Below are 25658 nucleotides of genomic sequence, written 5' to 3'. Positions count from 1 at the left end.
CTTTAATTTTTTCAATATCAATAATAGATTTTTTCAAATAATAGATTTTTTGCTCTTGGATTATTTATCACCATGCTTTTAATAGCGCCATTTTTTTCTAAAAATGAAATCGACTGAATGATGCCTGAATGACTAATAAATACCAAATCTTCTAAATGCTCAATAATTATGTCATTCGAAAATATTGGACTTTGAAGTTTCAATTCATCATTCATATATCTAATTTCATATTTAACATCAAGTTCCTTTGAATAGTAAACTCCAGCTAACTTGTTGTAATTAATATTTGCCTCTTTTTTGTTTTCGACAACTTTTAATGCCATGTAACTATTACCGTTTTGCTTAAGAGTTTGGCTATTTACCTTACCATTTCTCAAATGAAAGATAAGTTCAGCTTTAGCTTCTTTTACAAAAAATACTGTATCCGATTTAGCATATAGTTTTAAGTCCTTATTATATATATTCACAAAATAATCCTCCCCTTCTTTGAAGAAAGTTAAATGACAATCTTTGTCATCAACTTGTTGGTATTTTCCGGCACACAAAGCAAAAAATGCATCGTTTATTTTTTGTTCAATCAACTCACTCCTTTTTTCTTTTTTCTCGCTTTCACTCCCAAATAAAATATCAGAAACATCATTTAGAATATTTTTAGGCTGTAATGTTCCATTATTACTTAAAATGACAACACCTACACTTTCTTCTGGGAAATAGACTGTTGCCGATCGAAAGCCTCCCCATACTCCATCATGTACATAAGCTTTCTTATTATTTATTTCAGTAATATTTAAACCATAACCATAATTCACCCTTTTGCTGTTGATTAAATTGCCTTTAGAAACTATTCTATTGAAAACACTATTTCCACCCAAAGTTTTAATATAAAAGTTTACCAACCATTTTGACAAATCCAAGGTGTTACTCATAAGCGAACTGGAACCAGGGGCGCTGAGATTATTAGAAAAAGAAAGATAATTATTTCCAGTAAAAACATAAGAATTAGCTATTTGGTTCTCTTCAGAAATATTACTTTCAACAAAGTAAGTATTCTCCATTCCAATAGGAACAAATATATTATCATGCATCCAACTTTCAAATGTAGTATCTACAACTACTTCAACAATTTTTGCCAAAAGATTGTAATTGGAATTACTATACAAGAACTCAGACCCTGGAGTAAAATTTAAACCATCTTGTTTTTTAATAACTTCATAAATATCGTCCAACGAAAGTGGCTCTTCGGGCTGCCACCCTTTCAACGCACATAGTGTTGGCCAATCTCTAATACCAGAAGTATGATGAACAAGTTGATAAATTGCAATATCTATAATAGCCACAGGTAAATCAGGTAGATATTTAATTATTTTATCATTAATATCAATTTCACCTTTTTCTTCCAAAAGAGCTATTGCCAACCCTGTAAATTGCTTGCTTACTGAGGCGATATCAAAAATTGTGGTTTCAGTTATTAGCGATTTTTTGTCTAAAGCGGCAGAACCCCAATTCCCTTTATATAAGACAGAATCCTTCTTTGTAATTATTACTGACAATCCGGGCTTATTCTTTTCATTTAAATCTCTTGATTTATTAAAAACTTGATATTCAAAGTAGGAATCTAATTGTGGTTTCAGCTCCTTTTTCTCTGTTGACTCGCACTGAATAAGACTAATAATTAATATTAATCCCAAAACAAGTGTCCCAATTTGCCTTTTTTTCATCATGACTTCTTTGTTGATATTAACCGTAAAAATGTGCCACCTCCATTATTTTGCATGCATATTTAATCTATCATTTTTTATTTAGAGTTTAATGATGCAAAGTACCTGTATTTACAATTGGTGAAGCATCTTTATCGGAACAAAGAACAACAAGTAAATTACTAATCATAGCTGCTTTCTTTTCTTCATCCATATCTATAATATCTTCTTCTTTTAATTGATCCAAGGCCATCTTAACCATACTTACAGCACCTTCAACAATTTTAAATCTAGCAGAAACAATAGCCGTTGCCTGTTGACGTTTCAACATGGCCTGAGCAATTTCCTGAGCATATGCCAAATGCGAAATACGAGCCTCCATCACTTCAATACCAGCTATATCTAGCCTTTCTTTTAATGCACTCTCCAACATATCATTAACTACTTCTCCTCCAGAACGCAATGTGATTTCAGCTTGTGTATCACCAAAATGATCATAAGGGTAATCTCCAGCTAATTTCCTAATAGCTGCTTCACTTTGTATCTCAACAAACTGAACATAATCATCCACATCAAACGCCGCTTTAAAAGTTTCTTTCACTCGCCAGACTAAAACAATTCCAATCATAATTGGATTACCCACATTATCATTTACTTTAATCGGATCGCTATCAATATTTCTAGCTCTTAGGGAAATCTTCTTTTTGGTAAAGAAAGGATTAGCCCAGAAAAATCCATTTTTCAAAACGGTACCCTTGTATGCACCAAACAAAGTAATCACCATACTCTCATTGGGGTTTACAACAAATACTCCCATCACTGAGAATACTCCAACAATAATTAAAACCACCAAACCAATCAACCTCGTCATCACAATTATTGGAATAGGAACTAAAATTAAAGCTATTGCTACAAAAAGCATCAAATAGCCATTCATTGGCATAAATTCTTTTTCTGTTTTCATCGTTTTTTATTTAAGATTTATAATGATATTATTTTGATATCACAATAATACAACTTTTCTAAATACAAAGTCAAGAAATTAATGAAATTTTATTTGCTCTGATCAAAGAATCCCCTCCATTATCCAATAGTTCTTATCTTAGCAAAAAAAATAAAAGTCATGGGATTATTCATACATATCATTTTAGAAATCGCCGCATTATTTGCTTTATATTGGACCATAAGAACTAGAAAACTAGTACCGGCGATAGTGAGTATAGTTATGATTGCTGGAATTATTTTGGTACTCTATCCAGAAATCCAAAACAAATTCTACGGGCTTTATGTTTACATGGGAGCGTGTTTGGTAGCCATCATATATGGGGTCACCAAGCTTAACGGAAATCGAATTTCAGCCTATATTATTATACTCATGTCGACCAGCATGTTTCTACATTGGTTATGGGTTACTCAACACCTGCAAGGAAATACTTTAATATTTCCTGGTATAGCTTTGATTACCGGAGCAGTAGGCCTTATAAGTAGAGCAAAGCTCAGAAATGAGCTTGGCTTTTTAATCATCTTAAGTGCCGATGCTATTGCTATTATAGTAGAGCAATTGTTAAAATAAGTTATCAATCGTAAGAATAGCAGGAGTTCATCGTCCATATAGTAAATCTTAACAGATACTTTTGAAAACTAAAAATGAAGGCAATGAGAACTATACTATTTTTGACAACGATAATACTATTTAGCATGACAAGCCAGGGACAAAACAAAGACTATAACAAACTCACTATAGAAGAACAGCGAGTAATTCTTGATAAAGGAACCGAAAGACCTTATACAGGAGAATTTTACGAACATGAGGAGGAGGGTATATACCTATGCAAACAATGCGATGCCCCACTTTATAAATCAGAAGACAAATTCAACGCTCATTGTGGCTGGCCAAGTTTTGATGAGGAGATAGAAGGAGCAGTAAAAAGAACAACTGATGCTGATGGTAGAAGAACTGAAATTACTTGCGCCAATTGTGGAGGACACCTAGGCCATGTATTTATTGGAGAAAGATACACCAATAAAAACACCCGCCATTGTGTAAACTCAGTTTCTTTGGAGTTTCAAGCGGCGACTCTTCCTAAAAGAGAAGTGGCCTATTTTGCTTCAGGTTGCTTTTGGGGCACTCAATATCATTTCGAAAAGAAAAAAGGGGTGATTAGTTCCGAAGTAGGCTATATGGGAGGCGACACTAAGAACCCAAGCTATAGAGAGGTTTGTAGTGGAACAACTGGGCATGCCGAAACTACAAAAGTAATTTTCGATCCTAGCAAAACAAGCTTCGAAGAATTGGCCATACTATTCTTTGAAACTCACGATCCATCCCAGGTCAACAGGCAAGGACCAGATATAGGAACTCAATATCGCTCAGCTGTTTATTATACCAATAATAAACAAAAAGAAATCATAGAAAAGCTGAGTCAAATTCTTGAGAACAAAGGAATAAAAGTAGTTACAGAATTAGAGGGAGCTGATATCTTCTACGCTGGAGAAGACTATCACCAAAATTATTATAATAAAAAAGGAGGCTCACCCTATTGCCATATCTATCAAAAGAAATTCTAATAGAAATATCCTCCCCACAAAGCTAGATCATTTGATTTAGCTTTTCTCATTTTAAGGCTAAAAATCAATAGCGTACTACTAATTTCAATAGTCTCCTCGCCTGCCTTGCTGCGAAAGTCAGACAGGCTAAGCATCGGAGTGACAAGTGTTTTAGTGAGGAGACTAGACAGTATTGGCTAAAAATATAAGATTTTGCAATCCTATTAGATTATTATGTCTACCTTTATGCATATCCTAGTAGAGCAATCTTCTACTAATTAGAACAATAATAAGCTATATACTGAAATCCATAAGTTTTCGAGGCTTTTATGAATAGATAAGTATATTTGCAAAAAAAAATACAGCTTTGCAAGAAAATCACCAATATGTAGCCAAAACCTTCGCCGGACTAGAAGGCGTTTTGGCAGAAGAACTTAAGGCTTTAGGAGCCACAGAAGTAATAGAAGCCTATAGGGCAGTAGAATTTAAGGGCACGCAAGAAATTTTATACAAGGCCAATTACCAAGCACGAACTGCTATCAGAATTTTAAAGCCTATTGCTAATTTTGAGGCTGCTAATGAAACAGACTTCTATCGAGCTGTAAGTAAAATCAACTGGTCCAAGTATTTAGATCTTGAAAAAACATTTGCTATTGATGCAACAGTAAGCAATAGCAAGATGAATCACTCAAAATATGTAGCATTAAAAACTAAAGATGCTATTGTTGATCAATTCAACAGAAAAATTGGCAAAAGACCCAATGTAGATACTGATTTTCCAGATTTAAGAATCAATATCTATCTTCACAATAACCATTGTACTTTAAGCTTTGATAGTTCTGCTATATCCTTACACAAAAGAGGCTATAGAAAAGAAACTGGTGAGGCTCCATTAAATGAAGTATTGGCTGCGGGTATGATTCTACTTAGCGGATGGGATAAGAAGAGTAATTTTATCGACCCTATGTGTGGCTCGGGAACTTTACTCATTGAAGCTGCTTTAATTGCCAACAACGTTCCTTGCGGATTCTATAGAGAATATTATGGCTTTAAAAAATGGGAAGACTTTAACGAAGAACTTTGGGAAAAAGTTAAAAAAGAAGCCTTTGATTTTGATGAGGAATTCGAACATGAAATTATAGGGAACGAATGGTCGAAAGAGGTGGCCGAAAAAGCCATGAGAAACATTCGCCATGCAAAACTTCATCACGATATAACTATCAATGTTGGAGACATCGCTAATTTTACACCTCCTGCAGGAGGTGGAATAGTTATTGTAAACCCTCCTTATGGTGAAAGATTACAAACGCGTGATATTATCGGTCTTTACAAAAAGATGGGGGATAGCTTTAAACAAAACTATCCAGGCTATACAGCATGGGTAATTTCTTCTGATATGGAAGCCCTTAAAAGACTTGGCTTACATCCTACAAGAAAAATAGAATTGTGGAATGGCCCATTATTATGTAAATTTGAAAAATTTGAGCTTTATACAGGTAGTAAAAAAGCTAAATATCAAGATAACGATAACTACGAGCGTAGAGATTAGTTTTCTTTACGCTAAGCTTTTTAATATCTTATAATTTGAATATTGGTATTTATTAAGGTGCTGTTTGCGTGAAAACTATTTTAAGAATCATTACACTTCTTATTCTCCTCAACTATATGGGCTCTTGCAGCCTCAAACGGAGTATACCAGAAAATAGACAAATAGTTGCGAAAAATCATATCAAGATAATTGACAATAATAAAATTTCTAAAGTAGAATTAGAAGAATTTATTACTCAGCCCCAAACTCCGAAAGCTTTGGCTTTCTTTTATTATAATCTTTGGATTTATAAAACCTACAAAAACAAACATGACAATGGTTTCAACAGATGGATCATGAAAGTTTTCGGTGATGCACCAGTCATCTGGAACCAAAGCGATACTAAGAAGTCAGAAACAGACATCAAAGCTTATTTACATAATAATGGATATTTTAAGGCTGATGTGTTTTCATATATTGAACATAAACCCAATAAAGCTGTCATTACCTATAATGTAACAACAAGAAAAGCTTATACTATAGGTAAAATAGAATACGACTTCATCGACACAACCCTATCAGAAATTGATATTCAATCTGGAAGCCTATTAAAAGCAGGAGATGACTTCAATACTTACACACTTGATGATGAAAGAACAAGAATCTCAGAAACCCTTAGGAATCAAGGCTATTTTAAGTTTAACCCCGAATATATAAACTACCTGGTTGATACTGCATTGAATAATCATCAAGTTCATATCATAACCAAAATTAACCCTCCACTTTCAAAAGATTCAGATACCATAACTGGTCATTTTACACGTTACAAAATAGATAATGTCTATATCTATACAGACTACGAAACCGATCAGAAACTTAATCAAGCTTACGATACATTAGTAGTGGACTTAGCAACAACCAGAAAAGCAAAAGCCATAGGTACCTACCATTTTCTCTATAAAAACAAACTCAGAGTTAACCCAAATGTCATTGCTCAATCCATTTTTATTGAGCCTGATGAGGATTTTAATAGTCGCGACCTAAAAGAAACCTATCAAAAACTCAATCGCTTTCCTACATTTAAATATATAGATATTAATTACAGAACAACTGAGGATTCTTCAAACGACAAACTAGACACTCACATTAAATTATATCGTAGCAAACTTCAATACTATACTTTAGAGACCGACGGAACCAACTCCAGTGGGGATTTGGGAGTAAGATTAGGGGTTCACTATGGAAATAAAAGTCTTTTTAGAGGAGGAGAACTATTAAGTCTTCGACTCACAACAGCATTTGAGAACAGGAAATATAATGGATATGAAAATACTAGTAAGTTTTTATTCTTCAACACTCTGGAATATGGGGTTTTATTGAGTATTTATAGCCCAAGCTTTATCGTTCCTATCAAACAGAGCCGATTTCCAAAATACTTCAAACCTCAAACTGTTATCCAATTTGGGTATAATTACCAGCTTCGCCCCTCCTACAAACGACATCTAACTAGCTTTCAGTTTGGTTATGAGTGGAGACAAAAGAAATTTGTTTTTCACCGACTCACAGCTCTAGACGTGAGCGTAATTAAAATCTACCCCTCGGATGAATTTCAAGCAGCCCTCGATACCATTAGTAATCTACGCTATAAAGATCAATACCAAGACCACTTTATTGCTGCTTTAAAATATGATTTCATTTATAACTCTCAAGAAATCCGAAAACATAAGAGCTTTAAGTTTTTCAATGCCCGTTTTGAAGCTGCAGGGAATCTATCCTATGGTTTATCGGAATTGTTCAATGCTAAAAAAACAAACGGATATTATACTGTTTTTGGAATTAGGTATGCCCAATATTTAAAATTAGAATTAGACTACCGCCACTATATTGCACTCACCAACCGACAGGGCATTATTTACCGATTCAACACAGGACTTGGATTACCCTATGGAAATAGTTTAGCGTTACCTTTCGAAAAAGGCTTTTATGGTGGAGGAGCTAATGGAATGAGAGCATGGGCATATAGAGATTTAGGACCTGGTATTTACAAAAACCCTTATGGCCCAGGTTATGATAAAATGGGTGATATAAAAATCGAAGCCAACCTAGAATATCGATTTCCATTATACAGCTATTTAAAAGGAGCAGCGTTTATTGATATTGGAAATATATGGCAATTATACAAAAGTGATGCCTTTGAAGGAGGAAAATTCAACCTCGATACTTTCTATAAACAGTTTGCTATGGATGGAGGAATTGGATTTAGATTGGATTTAGATTTTTTCATTATCCGGCTCGATGGAGCGGCTAAATTTATAGATCCAGCAAAAGACAATGGTGATAGATTTGTATTACCCAAGGCTCATATCTCAGATATCTATTGGAGCTTTGGTATTGGTTATCCTTTCTAGGCGAATACAATTGTTAAGCTATAATAACCATAACTCCCTTAAAAACCCTATCACCTAAACTAATTTTAGGAATTCTTTTGAATTTAAGAATTATAGAATGGCATTAAAATTGCTTATTTTCGCAGCGATGAAAATATCATTAAAAATCATATTAGGATTTATTGGTTTTGGAGTGTTTTTTAGTTCCTGTACCATGGAACGTAAATTGGCTTTACAATTTATCGAAGGAGAGGCGAAAACCACTTCAGTAATGCTCGTGCCTCCTGACATCCTCTATATGTTTAACGAAAAAGGTCTGCCCTATGGAAATTATAACAATATAGACTCCGCTAGATTCTTTAGTAGTAAATATATTCAACATATTTCGGATAGCGCTTTTTTAGAACTCTATTATAAAAGCTTCACCAGCCAAGCGAAAGAATATGGATTGAATGTATACTTCCCTGATGCTCTCAATGAGTTTCTTGATTCCCAGAGCACATCTTATATCGTTCAATTTGCTCAAATGGAATTGACTGAAGATACTGCCAAATATCTAATTGAAGAACAAATTAATTTCATGAAAAGAAATAAAGAAATCGAGTATCAATTAATAGCGTTAAGTACTTGGTTTGAGATTTCCATGAAAGATTCCATACAGGGCTATACTTATTTTGATGAGCAATTTATTACAGATGAAGTTTTCGGAGATTATTATCAAGAAGACTGGAGTTTTGATTATAAATACCAGTATACCAAATACGATATAGAATTAGAAGACATATATGATTTTGCTTCTGATATGGGTAAAACTCATGCCTCCTATGTTTACGATTTAATGCTCAACACTTATATTTGGAATCAACTACCACCAGAAAAGAGGAGTCATTTCAATTATTTACATTATAATGTAGATTATCATAGCATTGAAGTAGCTGAAGATGCATTTATTATGTTAGAAGATAAGAACTAGACACTCTTGATACACTCTTCCCTGTTTCTATCCACATTAAAACCCTAGTAATCTTATTATTAAGAATATTTTTCTTCTAACAATGAAATCAATCCAAACACATGAAGACATAAAAAAACCGAACAAATAATGCTCGGTTTCTTTATTTAAAATTTTCTTAGAATCTTACATTCCTACATTAATAGCCTCTACGGATTTGATTTCTGGAAGTGCTTTTTTAACCGCTTCCTCAACACCGTTCTTTAAGGTCATTGTACTGTATGGGCAAGAACCACATGCACCTAATAACTCAACATTTACAATGTTTTCGTCGGTGATTTCAATAAACTTAATATCACCACCATCATTCTGAAGGTAAGGTCTTATTTGCTCTATGATTCCCTGTACTTTACGTTCTAAATCTGCTTTATTGCTAGCCATATTATTCTGTTTTAAAAGAGTGCAAAAATAGTTAAAATTTGATTAGTCTGTAGCACAATTTGCATTTGGATCAATCTGGACAATTGGAGTTGGTGCCATTTCAACATTACGTGCTTCAACTTTAGCTTTTAAAGTGACAGCCATTTTCATAAACTCCGCTGTAACAGGTGAGTTTTCGTCCATTACTACAGGAACTCCTGAATCTCCGCCTACCGCAATTGCTTCTACAATGGGTAATTGACCAATAAGGTCTACATTTAACTCATTAGCTACGATCTGACCTCCTCCTTTACCAAAGATATAATACTTATTGTCTGGCAATTCAGCAGGAGTAAAATAAGCCATATTCTCAACCACTCCTAAAATAGGAACATTAATATTTTGGTTATTAAACATATCTGCAGCTTTACGAACATCTGCCAATGCCACGTTTTGAGGGGTGGTAACAATTACAGCTCCTGTAACAGGTACTGATTGTACCAATGTCAAATGAATATCTCCTGTCCCTGGAGGCAAATCAAGAACCATATAATCTAGTTCACCCCAAACAGCATCGTTAAACAATTGCTGTAAAGCATTACTAGCCATAGATCCTCTCCACATTAGGGCTTTATTTTCCTCAATAAAGAAACCAATAGAAAGCATTTTAACTCCGAATTTTTCAATTGGAAGAATTTTAGTTTTTCCTCCATCCTCAACGGCACCAGGCTTTTCGCCTTTAAGTCCCATCATGATAGGCATCGAGGGCCCATAGATATCGGCATCTAACAAACCCACCTTGGCTCCTGTTTTTGCCAAAGCTAATGCCAAGTTAGTGGCTACAGTAGATTTACCAACTCCACCTTTTCCAGAAGCTACAGCAATAATATTTTTTACTTTCCCCAATGGGCCACGACCTGCTTGTTGCTCCGAAAGCGTTTCGATTTGTAGTAATAAATCGTCCCCTAAATCTGCCTTAATCGTTCTATCGGCAGCATCTTTCATAATATGAGCATTTTTATCATTAGCTTCTGGATAAACCAAAGCAAAACTTACCTTCTTACCATCAACCTGAAGATTCTCTACCATATTTAAATCCACCACATTATTGGCTTTAGGGAAATACAATACTTTCTTCAGTGATTCAAGAATATTCTCTTTTGTAATTGACATAATTGATCATTTTTAAGGCTGCAAAAATAGGTAATTTAAAGTTATTATAAATAAGATTAACGTTATTTAGAAAGTCTTATGAATTATTTAGGGGGAATACTGAGTATCAAAGCTGGGACCAAGTAGTTCTAGTTAAAAATGAAGCAATCTTGACAGGTCCAATGGCTTGAGTTCATTATTAAAACCCTCCCAAACCTCTTCACTTTTTATTATTTCCACCAAAGAAAAAGACTTCTGAAGTGAAAAATCACAAATTCCCATTTCTTTCATTCGCTTAGCTAGATAGATTTGTTCTGTTTGTCCTGGGCTAGGTATCAGAAACATCTTCTTACATTCTAATTGATAATAATCCATTAAACTGGAATAGCCGGAACGAGAAATCACCAAATCGGCATGTTGAATATACTGAGCTAATGTTTTTGTATCAAGATGATGGTGGTAAGTGGTATTGGCACAATTAAAAATTTTGCATGGCTTATCAGGCCTTCCTCCAACAATTACTACATGTTCTCTAATTTGGGGTGACTGCTGACGGATATTTTTCTCCAAGATACTTCTCTGTGGCTCGGGTCCCGAAAGAATACACAAAATATAAGGATCTGATTCTGGTCGCTCAGACTCCTCTTTTATCATCCTGCTTTGTATACCAATAAAACGTGATTTGAGGAGGCTACTATTTGACAAATCTCCAGATAGATAATGATTCTCTTCGTCAGGAATCCATACCTCATCAAACTCGTTTAACCATTTCTCGTTTACTTTTTGAGCTCGCTTACCCACTTTTGCCCAACCTTTAGGAAATTGTAAATTAAGCTGATGACTAATTATCACACTTTTGATTTCTGGATGTCGAAAACCAAAACGGCTATCAGAAATAATCAAGTCTACCTTATGACCATACACAAAATCCTTCACCCATTCAGACTCCTTCTTTTTAGCTTTTAAGATACGTGGCGCCAATGCCGCAAAAGTGATAAAAGAAGCTGATTTTGAATAAGTAATTCCATAGGATGACATATCAAAAAACTCAGCTCTAGATATATGTTCTTGCAAGAAAGATTTGGTGAGCTGATTTACCCCAATCATCAAGTGATGACCTTCTGCCTCCAAATATTGAAGCAAAGGTAAGGAACGAGAAGCGTGTCCTAATCCCCAATCTAAAGGAGAAAATAGTATGTTTAAGGTTTTGGGCATAGCATACAAAGATAATGATTTTAGAATATAATTATCATTAGAATTAAACACCCTGTTTTTCAATGATTTTACAACTTAAAAGAGATGATGTGATTTCTAAACACCTTTAATATAAAACAATCAATAAGTATTTTTTCAACTTAAAGCACAGAATAACAGTGAATATCATCAATTGATTACCTATCTTTGCGGTAGATCAAAACCAAAAACCAATATGAGAAAAAGAACCAAAATCATCACTACCATTTCCGATCTGAATTGTTCCGTGGAATTCCTGAAAGACCTATTCGACAATGGCATGAATGTCATCAGAATCAACACGGCACATGCTAGTTTTGAAGGTAGCCGACAAATAATAAATAATGCAAGAGCCGTTTCTGACAAAATCGCCATCCTAGTCGATACCAAAGGCCCCGAAATAAGAACACTTCCTTTAGATGAGGCCATAAAAGTTGAATACGGCGACATTGTAAAACTAACTGGTGATAGAGAATTGGCCTGTAAAGAGGAATATATTGGAGTAAACTATTCTCATTTTGTGGAAGACATCCCTGAGGGTAGCAAGATACTCATTGATGATGGTGAAATGGAATTAGAAGTTATCAAGAAACACTCCACCTATCTGGATTGCAAAGTTATGAACTCTGGTAAATTCGTTGGGAAAAAGAGTGTCAACATCCCTTCAATCCATATCAAATTACCATCAATTTCAGAAAAAGACAAAGACTTTATACGATTTGCAGTGGAAGAAAATGTAGACTTTATTGCTCATTCTTTTGTAAGAAATAAAGAGGATGTCTTTGCAGTTCAAAATATCCTGGATGAGTTGAATAGTAATATTAGTATTATAGCGAAAATAGAGAACGAACAAGGCGTAAAAAACATTGAGGAAATTTTAGATGTTTGCTATGGTGTCATGGTAGCACGAGGAGATTTAGCCATTGAAATATCTCCTGAAAAACTTCCATTAGTTCAGAAGCAATTGGTTGATATTGCAATAAAAAAGCGCCGCCCAGTAATTGTTGCTACACAAATGCTACATAGTATGATAGAAAATCCACGCCCAACAAGAGCAGAAGTTAGTGACATTGCTAATGCTATTTTTGATGGTACGGATGCCATTATGCTAAGTGGAGAAACTGCCTATGGGAAGTATCCTCTCGAATCAGTACAGATGATGACTCGTATTGCAAAAGAAGTAGAAGGGACCACCCTTACTTATAAATCTCAACTTAAATTGGAGTCGGAATTCAATAAAGATTGTAATTCCATAAATGAGCAAGTAGCTGCTCAACTTACAAAGGTCATTGTAGAGGCATCTGAAAAGTTAGATTTGGAAGCCATTATTGCAGATACGACAAGCGGGAACACCATTCGTTCTTTAGCAGCATATAGAGGAAGACATACCATTTATGCCCAATGTTATAATGCCCAAACTATGCGAAAACTGGCCTTGTCATATGGGGTTCATATCGATTTCATGAAAGTTCCAGAAGATCACACCAACTTTATCCGTTTGGCCCTAGAAAATCTAAAGCATAAGCAAACCTTCAATAAGGATAATTTAATTGCTGTTATCTCTGGGAATTTTGGTCAAGCCATAGGAGCCTCTTATATTGAAATTGCTACTGTTGAGAATTTGATTGGAAGTTAAAATTAACCACAAGGAGAAATAAGATCAGTCATTTTCCGTATATTCGCATTCCCACAATAAGAATAACAGCATGATAAAAACCGATCAAGATCTTATCTATGAAATTGGCGTCAGCCTATTACCTGGAGTTGGAAGCATAAACGGAAAGAAACTCGTCGCCTATTGCAGAGGAGCCGAAGGCGTTTTTAAACAAAAGAAAAGTCATTTAGAAAAAATAGAAGGAATTGGTAGTAAATTAGCCACTCTTATCTCAGAACAATCCATCTTAGCAGATGCCGAGAAAGAATTGGCCTTCATCAAAAAGGAAAACATACAAGCACTATTCTTCAACGATGCCCAATACCCATATCGCTTAAAACAAGCCATGGATAGCCCTCTATTGATCTATTACAAAGGAATAGACGTTTTGAATTATGATAGAATCCTCGCCATAGTAGGAACAAGAAATATCACCGAAAGAGGAAAAGAAACCACGGATGCTTTAGTGGAAGGCTTAAAGGATGCTGGGGTTTTAGTAGTTAGCGGTTTGGCTTATGGAGTTGATACTCGGGCTCACAAAGCTTGTGTCAAGCATAAAATACCCACGGTTGGCGTTGTGGCCCATGGCTTAGATACCATTTATCCTGCTGTGAATAGAGGCTTATCAGATGAAATGCAGATAAAAGGTGGAGTCATTAGTGAATTTGTTTCTGGAACCAAACCCGATGCTTTTAACTTTCCTCAGAGAAATAGAGTCATTGCAGGAATGGCAGATGCAACGTTGGTGGTTGAGTCAGCAAAAAAAGGAGGCTCGTTAATTACAGCTGACATTGCCAACTCCTATAGCCGTGATGTCTATGCCATTCCTGGCCGACCAGAAGATCAATTCTCGAGAGGCTGCAATTTCCTCATCAAAACCAATAGGGCTGCTCTTGTTGAAAATGCGGCAGACCTCCTCTATCAATTGTCCTGGGACTTGACCAAAAAACCTAAAAACATACAACACAAACTATTCTTAGATTTAAAACCTGAGGAGCAAAAGATTGTTGATTTATTGAGAGAAAATAAGCAATGTGCTATCGATATATTAATGGGAAAAAGTGGTTTAACGAGTAGCAAACTAGCTTCCACATTACTTAATCTTGAATTTGAGGGCGTAATTAAATGTATGCCGGGGAAAGTTTATCAGTTATTGAGGTAGAAGCTTTACGATATGTTTAGAATAGTTGATTTTATCCTATTCAATCATTATTCCATTAAATCATTCTAGCATTGGTCCTACTTCCAAGCTTTAACAATCAAACCGGTTCCTGTTTGATGTTTTCCTATTAAGTCGAAATAGTTCAATATCAAAGCAAATGGAAACGTAATCAAATAATAGAAAGGTAAGATGATAAAAAATACCTTAGAAACATTCAACATTAAAATAGGATATTTCATACTCAATTTCCAGCTGATTTTTCCAGGAGTGCCGTAATTATAATGAGCTTCGGATTTACTAAATCCTGCTTTCTTTAATTTCTCTTGAATTTCATCAATTCCATAACCATCGCGCACATGCTCATCAATAAATGAATGCTCTCCACCACTATCATGGTCGTGGTCGTGGTCATGAACATCACTACCTCCTTGATCTGAAGGAGTTGAAACCAATAACATTCCGCCTTTTTTCATGCTGGCGTGGAAATTCTTAAATACCTGAACATCATCTTCAATATGTTCCATCACATCCACAGAAAGAATGAAATCGTATTTATCTTTTTCTTCGAACTTGGTTAAATCGGCCACTTTAAAATGAGCATTCTTTTGTCCAACTTTTGTAAAGAAGCCATTACAATCTGCCACCTGCTCGTCCTTCACATCCACTCCTTTTACTTGAGCCTTAGGAAGCATTCGTGACATAAACCAGCTATACTGACCAAATCCCATACCTGCATCAAGAATATTCTCCTCTCCTTTTGCATTTTCTGACCAAGCTCTAAAAGCTTTTTTCACATGCCAAGTTCTGAGTAATAATAAATCGAGAAGACTATAAAATATTTTTCTAAGGGAAGGATGTTGATTAAAAACCTTACCAAGGCTTCTTTTAATGGGATCGTATCTCATTTTTATTTATTCGTTTAGGAGTCTTTCAATATTTTCGTAATAATCTAAGGAATCATCCTCAAAGAATTTAATATGAGGTACTATTCTCAATTGTGTTTTAATTTTTTTGCCAAAAGCAAAACGAATATCTCTATTATTATCGTTTAGTTCTTGAATAACAGCTGCAGTATCTTCTACTGCTAAAAGACTCACATATATTCTTGCAATACTTAAATCACTACTGATTTTGGCTTTGGTCACAGTAACCATTCCCCCTCCACCAAAGTGAGACAACTCTTTCTGAAAAAGCAATCCCATTTCTTTCTGTATTAATCTGGCTATTTTTTCTTGACGTTTTGTTTCCATGCTGCAAAAGTAATTAATTTCAATATAAAGCCCTTGAAAAGCTTTAATGAATAATATTTAATAAAATGGTAATTTTTCAAGCTCTAAGGACACAATTCGGTACTAATTTATTTCCTTAATCATTTGTTGAATCATATCTTGAGGATCTGCCGCCCCAAAAATCCCAGAACCAGATACGAAAACATCCACACCAGCATCTGAAACCTCTTTAATATTATCGAGTTTCACGCCGCCGTCAATTTCTATTTCCACATGTTCCACACCGTGCTCTTTCAACATGGCTTTCAGCTTTCTGATTTTATCCAAACTCTGAGGAATAAAACTCTGCCCACCAAATCCAGGATTTACCGACATAATCAACACCATATCAATATCTCCTAAAACATTCTCAATAGTTGACAGGGAAGTATGGGGGTTTAAAGAAACTCCAGCCTTTGCACCACCCGCTTTAATTTGCTGAATCACACGATGAAGATGAGGGGCTGCTTCTACATGAACAGTTACATAATCAGAACCCGCTTTAATAAAATCATCCACATACAAACCTGGGTTTTCAATCATTAAATGTACATCTAAAGGAATGGAAGCAACCTTTTTAATAGCTTTAACCACAGGAGGACCAATAGTGATATTAGGCACAAAATGTCCATCCATAACATCTACGTGAAGCAAATGCGCTCCACCTTTTTCCAGCATTTTAATGTCTCTTTCTAGATTCACAAAGTCAGCAGAAAGCAATGATGGAGATATTTTTTTAGTCTTCATTTCTATTCGTTTTCAAGGGTTTAAATCAGTTGAAATGGCATACAATTCTTGGCGGCAAAACTACACTAATTCTTTAATACTAGCAATTTTATGAATTACAAATTGATTTCTAAAATTCACGGTGCTTTTCTATCTTTGCTGCAAATATATTTTAGCATGAAAATAGCACTGGCACAACTCAACTATCATATTGGAAACTTTGCTTCCAATGAACAAAAAATCTTATTGAATATTGAAAAAGCTCAAAGTCAAGGAGCTGATTTAATAATTTTTTCTGAATTAGCGATTTCAGGTTATCCCCCTCGTGATTTTTTAGAATTCAACGATTTTATTGATAAATGCTGGGCCAGTACCGAAAAAATTGCGGAATCATGTAAAAACATTGCTGTCATCATGGGTTTGCCCACTCGTAATCATGCCGATAAGGGAAAGCCATTATTTAACTCTGCTGCCTTTATTGAGGATGGGAAGATTAAGGACATCAAGCACAAAAGCTTATTACCCAATTACGATATCTTTGATGAATACCGCTATTTTGAGCCCAATTCAGAATTCTCATGTATCGATTTCAAAGGTGAGAAAATAGCCTTAACTATCTGCGAGGATTTATGGAATATTGGAGATGTTCCACTATATACCATTAACCCTATGGATGAGTTAGTGAAAGAACATCCAGATGTGATGATCAATATAGCAGCCAGCCCTTTTCATTTCGATCAGCGTGAAGTGCGAAAAGATATATTGAAGAGGAATGTGGAGAAGTACAAAATCCCATTATTGTATGTGAATCATGTGGGTGCACAAACCGAATTACTTTTTGATGGTGGTAGTTTGGTGATGAACGAGAAAGCTGAGATTGTGGGTGAGATGAGTTATTTTGAGGAAGATTTTCAGCTTTTCGATACTCAAAAGCTCTCGTCAACTCCTGTGGAAACTTGTCAAACTAGTAAAATAGAATTGATACACGATGCTTTAGTAATGGGCATTAGAAACTATTTTGAGAAATTAGGTTTCAAAAAAGCCCTCCTCGGATTAAGTGGAGGAATAGACTCAGCCGTAACTTTGGTATTAGCAGTAAAAGCCTTGGGAGCCGAAAATGTAACTTCCATATTATTACCTTCTCAATATTCTAGCGACCATTCGGTGAAAGACGCAGAAGACTTAGCTAAAAACTTAGGCTCTCCTTACGATATCATCCCCATTAAAAACATTTATAATGCTTTTGAGAAAGAGTTGGAAGAACAGTTTAAAGGCTTGCCTTTTGGTATTGCAGAAGAGAATATTCAAGCACGTTCTAGAGGAGTCCTCCTAATGGCATTAAGCAATAAATTTGGAAGTATTCTGCTCAATACAAGCAACAAAAGCGAAGCAGCGGTAGGTTACGGAACATTATATGGTGATATGAATGGCGGTCTTTCTGTTCTTGGGGATGTCTACAAGATTGACGTGTTTGAGCTGGCTCGGTTCATGAATAAAGATGAAGAAGTAATTCCTTGGAACACGATTACTAAACCACCATCTGCAGAATTACGTCCTGACCAAAAGGATTCTGATTCTTTACCAGATTACGAAATTTTAGATGAGATTCTCTTTCAATATATTGAGAAACGCAAAGGTCCACAAGAACTTATAGGCATGGGTTTTGAAGAAGCTCTAGTTCATCGCATTTTACGACTCGTTAACCTAAATGAGTACAAGCGTTATCAAACCTCCCCAGTTTTACGTGTGAGCTCTAAAGCATTTGGAATGGGAAGAAGGATTCCAATTGTTGCTAAATATTTGAGTTAAAAAAGCAAAGAAGTTTCATTATTATTATTATTATTATTATTTGTACATTTACGTTATATATCAAACGTAAAAATAAAATCATGAAACGCATCTTCATTTTTGTTTTATTTATTGTAAGTCTTAGCCTTTTCTCACAAACTGAGATATGGGGTGTAAAACATTTCGCAGGTTCTGATAATGGTGGCATATTATTTAGTATTGATAGTGCCAGTCAAGAAATCGAAATCCAGCACCGATTTATGCGATATGTTCTTCCATATAGAGGTAATCCAATGACTCAAATTGGGAATACTAATGACTATATTGGTTGCACAGGAGAACGGGTGTTCAAGTATAATATTGAAACAGGTGATTATCAGACAGTAAGTCCACCTGGGGCTTTGCTTGGGAGTTTTTTTTATGACCAACAGGGCTATTGTTATTATAGAGCAAATAATGAAGGGGATACACGCTCGTATAAAATGAATGTATCTACCCTTGAATATGAAAAAATAGATTTGAATATATTCTTTCGTAATCCTATCATTAACCCAATAAATGATAATGAGCTTTTAACTTGGCGGGTAAATGGAGCAACAGAGCAACTTACCGCTGTGTATTTAAACTCCTATGAAACAAGTGTGCTTGCTGAACAAGAAAAGCCGATTCGTTCAAGGGTTGGAAGAATTATAGCAGATAATCATAAATTATACTCTATGGCATCTCTCGTTATAGATGGAAAGATGAGCTTTTTTATTGATTCCTATGATTTGGATACAGATAGTTATAATGAAGAATTTATCTATACTAATGATTCCTTAGAATATCATTCTGGAATAAACTGGTTAAAAGGATTCGTAATGGATTCAGGTGGGAAATTATATGGTGCAGGAAAACTAGTGCCAAAGGATAACCGATTTTATATGTTTTCTTATGACCCATCAAATTCTATTTTCGAAATTTTAGCTCCTATTCCAGAAGAGGTTGGAAATAGTTTAATTGGGAATTTAGTAATTGATGATGAACAAAAAATATTTGGGAATAGCGTTGATGGTGGGGCCCATGACTTTGGCGGGGTTTTTTCTTATAACACATTAACAAATGAAATAGATTTGGTATATTCTTATTTACCTGAAAGCAATTTTGAAACCAAAAGCGCATTAAGTTTAGCTCCAGATGGAGCCATATTGGGAATGTTTAGTACTATAGATACTAATATTCACCGTCATATATATAAAATCGATAATGAAAGTTTTACATATCAAAACCTGAAAACAATAAGTATGAACCCCAATGTTTATGGGGGCTTTTATCCAACCGATTTTACACAGTTAGAGAATGGCGGAATCATTGGGATTACAAGTAAAGGTGGTAATACCTACGAGCCATATTATGGTGGCGGTACATTATATCAGTTTAATCCAGAAACTAAAGCGTATCAAAAGCTAATGAATATAGTGGACGAATTTCCCGATGCAACAAAGGCAAGTCAGGTGTTTACTACTTCTGAAAATAAAGTTTTGGGATTTTATTATGGTGTTTCTGAAAAAAGCTTCTTGTACAATCCAGAAACCAAACAGTTAGAATATGTTTCTGAAGAAGGATTCAGCCCTTATCATTATAAAAACAAATGGCTTAGAGAATCAGGTTCTAGTTTAATTAGAGCAAATAATTCTACGCAAAAGATGGAACGGTACCATATTTCAAGTCACGAAATTGAGGAATTAGTTCCATTTGGAAATTTAGAAATTGACCAAATGCTTCTAATGGATGAGAACAACCTACTCTGTCAAGCAAGAGCTACAGATAGTGCTGTATTGATGAATTTTAATATACCGTCACAAGAAATGAGTATTGTTGCCAATTTGAAAGATTATAAAGGTGATTATTCAGGTTATGATTATAGTTCAATTAATTTCAATTTTGTTATAACAGCAGAGCATTTGTTAGTCGGAGAATTCATTGAGAAGTTGTACTATTCGAAGTGGGATATTGCTTATAGAAAAACGGTGAGTTTTGATTTATCTACACTTGAAATGAGAACCTTAAACTCTGGTAATTCTAAAGCAAACGGAACAAAATATTCATTCATAGCTGATTATAATAACAATGGAGATGCCTTTGCTGTGAATGTTTGCCGACATTATGGAGATGATGCTGGCTTTTTAAGACAAGTAGATGTAACTATGGATAGCATCTACAATATTGATGAATTTGAAATGCCCAGTTGGATTTATGAACTAGATGCTGAAGAGGAAGAATCTGGGTTTAGGATTTTGAAGAAGCTGAAATCCACTAAAAAGCCTGACTTTATCAATGAAATGGAGGAGGCTAAGATTATAGCATTTTACGCTAATCAAGCAATAGTCATCAATAGTGAAGAATACATCAAACAAGCTGAATTTAGTATTTTCGATATGATGGGTAGACGAGTATCCTCATTTAGTAGAGCAAATTTCACGCAAACAGAACAGCCTCTTAACATAGAAGCAGGAACTTATGTTCTGCAAATAAAATTGGATAGCAGATTACTAGCCGAGAAATTTGTAATTCCCTTATAAAATCAAGATTACATTTTTTAATTTGGCTATAAACAATGTATTTAGAAGACTTATAGCCATATTTAGAATTCTATTTGGCTACAACTATAATTTTTTATATATTTATAGCCAAATAAAGTCTCATGGGTGAAATTGTAGGAAGAGAAAAAGAACTTAGCTTACTCGATAAGCTTTATCATTCACATAAGTCAGAATTTATTGCTGTTTATGGAAGAAGAAGAGTTGGCAAAACCTATCTAATAAGATCTGCTTTTGAGAATAAGTTTACCTTTCAAATAACAGGTTTAGCTAATACTTCAAGCAAACTTCAATTAGCAAACTTCAACCTAACCATAAATACACATCAAAAAAACAATGAAACCATCAATTTAGCAGAAGACTGGATAACAGCCTTCGCACAACTAATCGATTTTTTGGAAACCAAAATTGGGAAAAAAGTCATATTCATTGATGAATTACCATGGTTTGATACCAGAAATTCAAAATTTATTCAAGGATTAGAGCATTTCTGGAATAGTTGGGCTTCTGCACGCAATGATGTTATTTTAATTGTTTGCGGATCTGCAACCTCATGGATGGTAAATAAACTTATCAATAACAAAGGAGGTCTTCACAATAGAATTACAAAAACTATTAAATTAAATCCATTCAATTTATTCGAATGTGAGAAGTATTTAAAAAATAGAACTATAGAATTAGATAGGTATCAAATCATTCAATTGTATATGTCAATAGGAGGGATACCATTTTATTGGGATGAAATCCAAGCTGGGAAAAGTGCCTTTCAAAATATAGAAGAAGTGTGTTTTTCAGAAACAGGCCTACTAAGGAATGAATTCAATAACTTATTTCGTTCATTATTTAAAAAATCTGAAAACCATGTCAAAATCATTTCGGTGATGGCTAAAAAAGCCATGGGCTTAACCCGAGATGAAATTGTAAAACTATCTGATTTACCTAATGCAGGAAGTACAACTCGTGTATTAGATGAACTAGAACAGAGCGGGTTTATTAGAAAATACCAACCTTTTGGGAAGAAGTTTAGAAATAGCTTATATCAGCTGGTTGACTTTTATTCAATGTTTTATTTGAGATTCATTAAAGACTCGAATGCAATAGATAAAAACAATTGGATAAACACAATTGACTCTCCTAAATATCGGGCTTGGAGTGGCTATACTTATGAGCAAATTTGCCTTCAACACATTCCTCAGATTAAACAAAAACTAGGAATTAGTGGTGTGTACTCTGAAGTTTCATCATGGAGAAGTATGAGTTCTGATAATGGTGCTCAAATTGATTTAGTCATAGACAGAAGGGATCAGGTGATTAATTTATGTGAAGTAAAATTCTCTATAAACCCCTATACCATTACAAAAAAATATGCCAGCGAACTAAGAAACAAAATCGGTCTTTTTAAAACTGAAACCTCTACTAGAAAATCTGTATTCTTATGCATGCTCACCACCTATGGAATCCTAGAAAACCAACATTCATTAGGTTTAGTTCAAAATGATATTAAGATGGATGCCCTATTCCTACCCGAAACTTAAAAAAGGAGGAGGCTATCCACTAAAACTCAGAAGTAAAATGAAAGTTAATGTCTTTATATTTACTCATCGCTAGGTCAAGAGAATAACGAGATTCAGCCAGAAATACGAGTCTTCCTTCCTTATCTACTGCTAAGCTAGAACCTTTTCTCTTCACAAAATCATCTAAGGCAGCTTTATTATCGCTGGTTATCCAAGCCGTTTTATATAAAGTGATATGCTCATATCTACATTTTGCACCGTACTCATGCAATAATCTATACTGGATGACTTCAAACTGCAAAGCTCCAACGGTTCCAATAATTTTTCTGGTAGAAGTTTTTCCAACAAAAAGCTGGGCCACTCCTTCATCCATCAACTGGTCTATACCTTTGGCCAATTGTTTAGACTTCATAGGATCATCGTTCTCAATATACTTAAAGAGCTCGGGTGAGAAACTAGGAATTCCTTTGAAATTCAGAACTTCTCCTTCAGTGAGACTATCACCAATTTTAAAGCTTCCTGTATCATGTAAACCAACGATATCACCAGGGTACACCTCATCAATTACCGATTTTTTTTCGGCCATAAAGGCTGTTGGACTCGAAAATCTCACTTTTTTATCAAGGCGAACATGCTTATAGAAAACATTACGACGGAATACTCCAGAAGTCACACGAACAAAAGCAATTCTATCGCGATGATTGGGGTCGAGATTAGCATGGATCTTAAACACAAATCCTGTAAACTTATCCTCCTCTGGTTTTACTACCCTTTCTTCAGTTTCATATGGAAGTGGATTGGGAGCAATATCGACAAAACAGTTTAACAGTTCCATTACACCAAAATTATTTAATGCACTACCAAAAAATACGGGTGAAATATCTCCATCTAAATAGGTTTCTCTTTGGAATTTGGGATAAACCCCAGTTACCATTTCCATATCTTCCCTTAAAGTATCTGCTTCAAAGCTACCTACTATTTCATCCAGCTTCGAATCTTCTAAACCATCCACTTCAACATACTCCTCCACATATTGCTTGCTGGGAGTAAAAAGGTTTAATTTATCTTCAAAGATACTATAAACACCCTTAAAATCAGGACCCATATTAATAGGCCAACTCAGAGGAGTCACATTGATATGTAGTTTTTGCTCAATCTCGTCCAATAACTCAAATGCATCTTTACCATGTCTATCGAGCTTATTGATAAATACAATAATAGGGATCTTTCTCATCCGACAAACCTCCACCAACTTTTCAGTTTGAGGCTCTACCCCTTTCGCCACATCTACAACAACTATAACACTATCGGCAGCAGTTAAGGTTCTATAGGTATCTTCTTGGAAATCTTTATGACCAGGAGTATCAAGAATATTAATTTTGAAGCCTTTATAATCAAATCCCATAACTGAAGTAGCCACAGAAATACCTCTTTGCTTTTCAATCTCCATGAAATCGGAAGTCGCTGTCTTTTTAATCTTATTAGATTTTACAGCACCTGCTACCTGAATAGCCCCACCATAAAGTAGCAACTTCTCAGTAAGCGTTGTTTTTCCAGCATCGGGATGCGAGATAATGGCAAATGTCCTTCTTCTTCCTATTTCTTGTATTAAGCCCATCGAATATTTTTTAGTGGGCGCAAAGATAGGTTTTTGGAATGGAAGTGCGAAGCTTGAAGCTCGAAGATTTTAAATGTCCATAAAGAAATTAGACATCTTACCATTTATCAATGCTTGCAAGACTTGCATATAGGTATTTTATTTCACTTCAAAAGAGAACATTTCTTTATCGTTGAGAAATCCTGTAAGTCGATCACCAATTTTTACTGGCCCTACTCCTTCTGGTGTTCCGGTAAAGATTAAATCACCAATTTTCAAACTCACAAACTGAGAAACATAAGCAATGATTTTATCGATAGTGAAAATCATATCCGCGGATGATCCTGATTGGACAGTCTCCTCATTTTTTTTCATGCTTAGAGATAGTTTATTTAAATCTCCTAATTCTGATTTGGGAATAAAATCTCCAATAGGAGCTGAACTGTCAAATGCTTTGGCAATTTCCCAAGGCAATCCCTTTTTCTTTTGTTCATTCTGCAGATCACGAGCAGTAAAATCAATTCCTAATCCAATTTCATCATAATGTTTATGGGCAAATTCCTCTTGTATATACTTTCCTATTTTACTAATTCGAACCACAATCTCCACTTCATGATGTAAATCTTGAGTAAATTCTGGATAGAAAAAAGGGAGGTTCTTTCTTAAAACGGCCGTATCTGGCTTCATAAAGAAAACTGGTTTAGACGGAATAGGATTATTTAATTCTTTAGCGTGGTTGATATAATTTCTACCGATACAAATGACTTTCATGGAGCTTATATTTATGAAAAAAGCCACTTCCTTAACAAAGGAAATGGCTTTTAGATTTTTATCTTTAATTAAATAGTAGTGATGTCAATTTCCTTCTCTGCAAAAAGCTCATCTACTTTTTTGATGTATTTATCAGTTAATTCTTGAATATCTGATTCTAAATTAGAAACCATATCCTCAGAATATCCTTCATCCTTTAGACCTTTAGCCATATCATTAGCAGACCTCCTGATATTTCTAATTCCCACTTTAGTATCTTCACCTTCCCCTTTTGCTTTTTTCACTAAATCTCTTCTTCTCTCTGTAGTCAATGGTGGAACAGCAATACGAATAATTTCGCCATCATTTTGAGGATTAAAACCTAAGTTAGAATTAAGGATAGCTTTTTCAATAGTATGCAAAGTACTTTTGTCCCATGGCTGTACAACTATTTGTCTGGGGTCAGGAGTATTAATATTCGCCATTTGCTCTATGGGAGTTAAGGTTCCATAAAACTCGGCCTTCACACCCAATAACATAGATGGATTTGCTTTTCCTGTCCTAATTTTTAAAAACTCTTTATCCAAGTGTTCAAGTGAAGATTCCATACCTTCTTTAGCATCTTCCAAGATCATTTTTGCTTCCTCTAACATAGTTGTGATGTTTATATTTTCAGACAAAAATAAAATATATTTTTGAAACCA

At 34.8% G+C, this 25658-nt stretch carries 21 protein-coding genes; 10 read left to right on the top strand and 11 right to left on the bottom strand.

All coding sequences use genetic code 11. The features are described 5' to 3' along the window. Nucleotides 1-17: 17 nt before the first annotated feature. Together HNS40_RS04905 and HNS40_RS04900 are read right to left on the bottom strand one after the other, a co-directional pair. On the bottom strand, nucleotides 18-1718 hold the full coding sequence (locus HNS40_RS04905; RefSeq protein WP_172278263.1) for a serine hydrolase: 1701 nt from the start codon (nucleotides 1716-1718) through the stop codon (nucleotides 18-20). Between the two features lie 88 nt (nucleotides 1719-1806). Beyond that, entirely contained in the window at nucleotides 1807-2661 is an 855-nt protein-coding gene (locus HNS40_RS04900) for an SPFH domain-containing protein (RefSeq protein ID WP_172278261.1), read from the bottom strand. Between the two features lie 159 nt (nucleotides 2662-2820). Here HNS40_RS04900 and HNS40_RS04895 point away from each other — a divergent pair, with 159 nt between their 5' ends. From HNS40_RS04895 to HNS40_RS04875, 5 genes are all read left to right on the top strand, one after another. After that, complete coding sequence (locus tag HNS40_RS04895; protein WP_172278259.1) at nucleotides 2821-3270, top strand: hypothetical protein; 450 nt, start codon at nucleotides 2821-2823, stop codon at nucleotides 3268-3270. A gap of 83 nt (nucleotides 3271-3353) precedes the next feature. Next, nucleotides 3354-4265, top strand: coding sequence for a bifunctional methionine sulfoxide reductase B/A protein (locus HNS40_RS04890; RefSeq protein ID WP_172278257.1), 912 nt, complete (start codon nucleotides 3354-3356; stop codon nucleotides 4263-4265). A 346-nt stretch (nucleotides 4266-4611) separates the two neighbouring features. Continuing rightward, nucleotides 4612-5793: a class I SAM-dependent RNA methyltransferase gene (locus tag HNS40_RS04885; protein WP_172278255.1), complete on the top strand. Its 1182-nt coding sequence runs from the start codon at nucleotides 4612-4614 to the stop codon at nucleotides 5791-5793. 68 nt (nucleotides 5794-5861) lie between these two features. Further along, entirely contained in the window at nucleotides 5862-8180 is a 2319-nt protein-coding gene (locus HNS40_RS04880) for a BamA/TamA family outer membrane protein (RefSeq protein ID WP_172278253.1), read from the top strand. Nucleotides 8181-8307: 127 nt separating this feature from the next. Further along, entirely contained in the window at nucleotides 8308-9132 is an 825-nt protein-coding gene (locus HNS40_RS04875; protein WP_172278251.1) for a hypothetical protein, read from the top strand. Between the two features lie 165 nt (nucleotides 9133-9297). On the opposite strand, the gene HNS40_RS04870 is transcribed toward HNS40_RS04875, so the two are convergent. The 3 genes from HNS40_RS04870 to HNS40_RS23665 form a co-directional block, all read right to left on the bottom strand. Next, the gene (locus tag HNS40_RS04870; RefSeq protein WP_172278249.1) at nucleotides 9298-9552 is read right to left on the bottom strand and encodes a NifU family protein; all 255 of its coding nucleotides are present in this window, start codon (nucleotides 9550-9552) and stop codon (nucleotides 9298-9300) included. A gap of 42 nt (nucleotides 9553-9594) precedes the next feature. Beyond that, nucleotides 9595-10704: an Mrp/NBP35 family ATP-binding protein gene (locus HNS40_RS04865; protein WP_172278247.1), complete on the bottom strand. Its 1110-nt coding sequence runs from the start codon at nucleotides 10702-10704 to the stop codon at nucleotides 9595-9597. 132 nt (nucleotides 10705-10836) lie between these two features. Next, nucleotides 10837-11949, bottom strand: coding sequence for a glycosyltransferase (locus tag HNS40_RS23665; RefSeq protein WP_172278246.1), 1113 nt, complete (start codon nucleotides 11947-11949; stop codon nucleotides 10837-10839). Nucleotides 11950-12112: 163 nt separating this feature from the next. Between HNS40_RS23665 and pyk the strand changes: the two genes are divergently transcribed. Further along, on the top strand, nucleotides 12113-13552 hold the full coding sequence (gene pyk, locus HNS40_RS04855; protein ID WP_172278244.1) for a pyruvate kinase: 1440 nt from the start codon (nucleotides 12113-12115) through the stop codon (nucleotides 13550-13552). Nucleotides 13553-13622: 70 nt separating this feature from the next. Then, the gene (gene dprA / locus HNS40_RS04850) at nucleotides 13623-14732 is read left to right on the top strand and encodes a DNA-processing protein DprA (protein ID WP_172278243.1); all 1110 of its coding nucleotides are present in this window, start codon (nucleotides 13623-13625) and stop codon (nucleotides 14730-14732) included. Nucleotides 14733-14809: 77 nt separating this feature from the next. On the opposite strand, the gene HNS40_RS04845 is transcribed toward dprA, so the two are convergent. From HNS40_RS04845 to rpe, 3 genes are all read right to left on the bottom strand, one after another. Then, a complete protein-coding gene (locus tag HNS40_RS04845) occupies nucleotides 14810-15637 on the bottom strand; it encodes a bifunctional 2-polyprenyl-6-hydroxyphenol methylase/3-demethylubiquinol 3-O-methyltransferase UbiG (RefSeq protein WP_172278241.1) in 828 nt (275 codons plus the stop codon). A 6-nt stretch (nucleotides 15638-15643) separates the two neighbouring features. Beyond that, complete coding sequence (gene rbfA, locus HNS40_RS04840) at nucleotides 15644-15982, bottom strand: 30S ribosome-binding factor RbfA (RefSeq protein ID WP_172278240.1); 339 nt, start codon at nucleotides 15980-15982, stop codon at nucleotides 15644-15646. 102 nt (nucleotides 15983-16084) lie between these two features. Next, nucleotides 16085-16747, bottom strand: a complete 663-nt coding sequence (rpe, locus tag HNS40_RS04835) for a ribulose-phosphate 3-epimerase (protein ID WP_172278238.1) — start codon at nucleotides 16745-16747, stop codon at nucleotides 16085-16087. Nucleotides 16748-16903: 156 nt separating this feature from the next. Here rpe and HNS40_RS04830 point away from each other — a divergent pair, with 156 nt between their 5' ends. The 3 genes from HNS40_RS04830 (at nucleotide 16904) to HNS40_RS04820 (ending at nucleotide 22628) form a co-directional block, all read left to right on the top strand. Then, nucleotides 16904-18535 carry an NAD+ synthase gene (locus HNS40_RS04830; RefSeq protein ID WP_172278236.1) on the top strand — a complete coding sequence of 544 codons (1632 nt, stop codon included), beginning with the start codon at nucleotides 16904-16906 and terminating at the stop codon, nucleotides 18533-18535. Nucleotides 18536-18615: 80 nt separating this feature from the next. Continuing rightward, nucleotides 18616-21075, top strand: coding sequence for a T9SS type A sorting domain-containing protein (locus tag HNS40_RS04825; RefSeq protein ID WP_172278235.1), 2460 nt, complete (start codon nucleotides 18616-18618; stop codon nucleotides 21073-21075). 122 nt (nucleotides 21076-21197) lie between these two features. Continuing rightward, the gene (locus HNS40_RS04820; protein ID WP_172278233.1) at nucleotides 21198-22628 is read left to right on the top strand and encodes an ATP-binding protein; all 1431 of its coding nucleotides are present in this window, start codon (nucleotides 21198-21200) and stop codon (nucleotides 22626-22628) included. A gap of 19 nt (nucleotides 22629-22647) precedes the next feature. Here HNS40_RS04820 and HNS40_RS04815 read toward each other — a convergent pair whose 3' ends face one another. From HNS40_RS04815 to frr, 3 genes are all read right to left on the bottom strand, one after another. Next, nucleotides 22648-24225, bottom strand: a complete 1578-nt coding sequence (locus HNS40_RS04815; RefSeq protein ID WP_172278231.1) for a peptide chain release factor 3 — start codon at nucleotides 24223-24225, stop codon at nucleotides 22648-22650. A gap of 138 nt (nucleotides 24226-24363) precedes the next feature. Next, a complete protein-coding gene (locus HNS40_RS04810) occupies nucleotides 24364-24975 on the bottom strand; it encodes a fumarylacetoacetate hydrolase family protein (RefSeq protein ID WP_172278229.1) in 612 nt (203 codons plus the stop codon). A gap of 68 nt (nucleotides 24976-25043) precedes the next feature. Next, nucleotides 25044-25607, bottom strand: a complete 564-nt coding sequence (gene frr, locus HNS40_RS04805; RefSeq protein WP_172278227.1) for a ribosome recycling factor — start codon at nucleotides 25605-25607, stop codon at nucleotides 25044-25046. Nucleotides 25608-25658: the final 51 nt, after the last annotated feature.

This window comes from Lentimicrobium sp. S6, assembly GCF_013166635.1.
In the GTDB taxonomy this organism is placed as follows: domain Bacteria; phylum Bacteroidota; class Bacteroidia; order Bacteroidales; family UBA12170; genus UBA12170.
Note: the sequence above shows the minus strand (reverse complement) of the source record. Positions and strands in the feature narration are given on the sequence as shown.

Coding starts and splice junctions, on each gene's coding strand:
- HNS40_RS04845 (WP_172278241.1), bottom strand. CDS start 15,637: ATGAGATACGATCCCATTAAAAGAAGCCTTGGTAAGGTTTTTAATCAA.
- HNS40_RS04905 (WP_172278263.1), bottom strand. CDS start 1,718: ATGAAAAAAAGGCAAATTGGGACACTTGTTTTGGGATTAATATTAATT.
- dprA (WP_172278243.1), top strand. CDS start 13,623: ATGATAAAAACCGATCAAGATCTTATCTATGAAATTGGCGTCAGCCTA.
- HNS40_RS04870 (WP_172278249.1), bottom strand. CDS start 9,552: ATGGCTAGCAATAAAGCAGATTTAGAACGTAAAGTACAGGGAATCATA.
- HNS40_RS04900 (WP_172278261.1), bottom strand. CDS start 2,661: ATGAAAACAGAAAAAGAATTTATGCCAATGAATGGCTATTTGATGCTT.
- frr (WP_172278227.1), bottom strand. CDS start 25,607: ATGTTAGAGGAAGCAAAAATGATCTTGGAAGATGCTAAAGAAGGTATG.
- HNS40_RS04810 (WP_172278229.1), bottom strand. CDS start 24,975: ATGAAAGTCATTTGTATCGGTAGAAATTATATCAACCACGCTAAAGAA.
- HNS40_RS04895 (WP_172278259.1), top strand. CDS start 2,821: ATGGGATTATTCATACATATCATTTTAGAAATCGCCGCATTATTTGCT.
- HNS40_RS04830 (WP_172278236.1), top strand. CDS start 16,904: ATGAAAATAGCACTGGCACAACTCAACTATCATATTGGAAACTTTGCT.
- HNS40_RS04825 (WP_172278235.1), top strand. CDS start 18,616: ATGAAACGCATCTTCATTTTTGTTTTATTTATTGTAAGTCTTAGCCTT.
- HNS40_RS04890 (WP_172278257.1), top strand. CDS start 3,354: ATGAGAACTATACTATTTTTGACAACGATAATACTATTTAGCATGACA.
- rbfA (WP_172278240.1), bottom strand. CDS start 15,982: ATGGAAACAAAACGTCAAGAAAAAATAGCCAGATTAATACAGAAAGAA.
- pyk (WP_172278244.1), top strand. CDS start 12,113: ATGAGAAAAAGAACCAAAATCATCACTACCATTTCCGATCTGAATTGT.
- HNS40_RS04820 (WP_172278233.1), top strand. CDS start 21,198: ATGGGTGAAATTGTAGGAAGAGAAAAAGAACTTAGCTTACTCGATAAG.
- HNS40_RS04815 (WP_172278231.1), bottom strand. CDS start 24,225: ATGGGCTTAATACAAGAAATAGGAAGAAGAAGGACATTTGCCATTATC.
- HNS40_RS04875 (WP_172278251.1), top strand. CDS start 8,308: ATGAAAATATCATTAAAAATCATATTAGGATTTATTGGTTTTGGAGTG.
- HNS40_RS04865 (WP_172278247.1), bottom strand. CDS start 10,704: ATGTCAATTACAAAAGAGAATATTCTTGAATCACTGAAGAAAGTATTG.
- rpe (WP_172278238.1), bottom strand. CDS start 16,747: ATGAAGACTAAAAAAATATCTCCATCATTGCTTTCTGCTGACTTTGTG.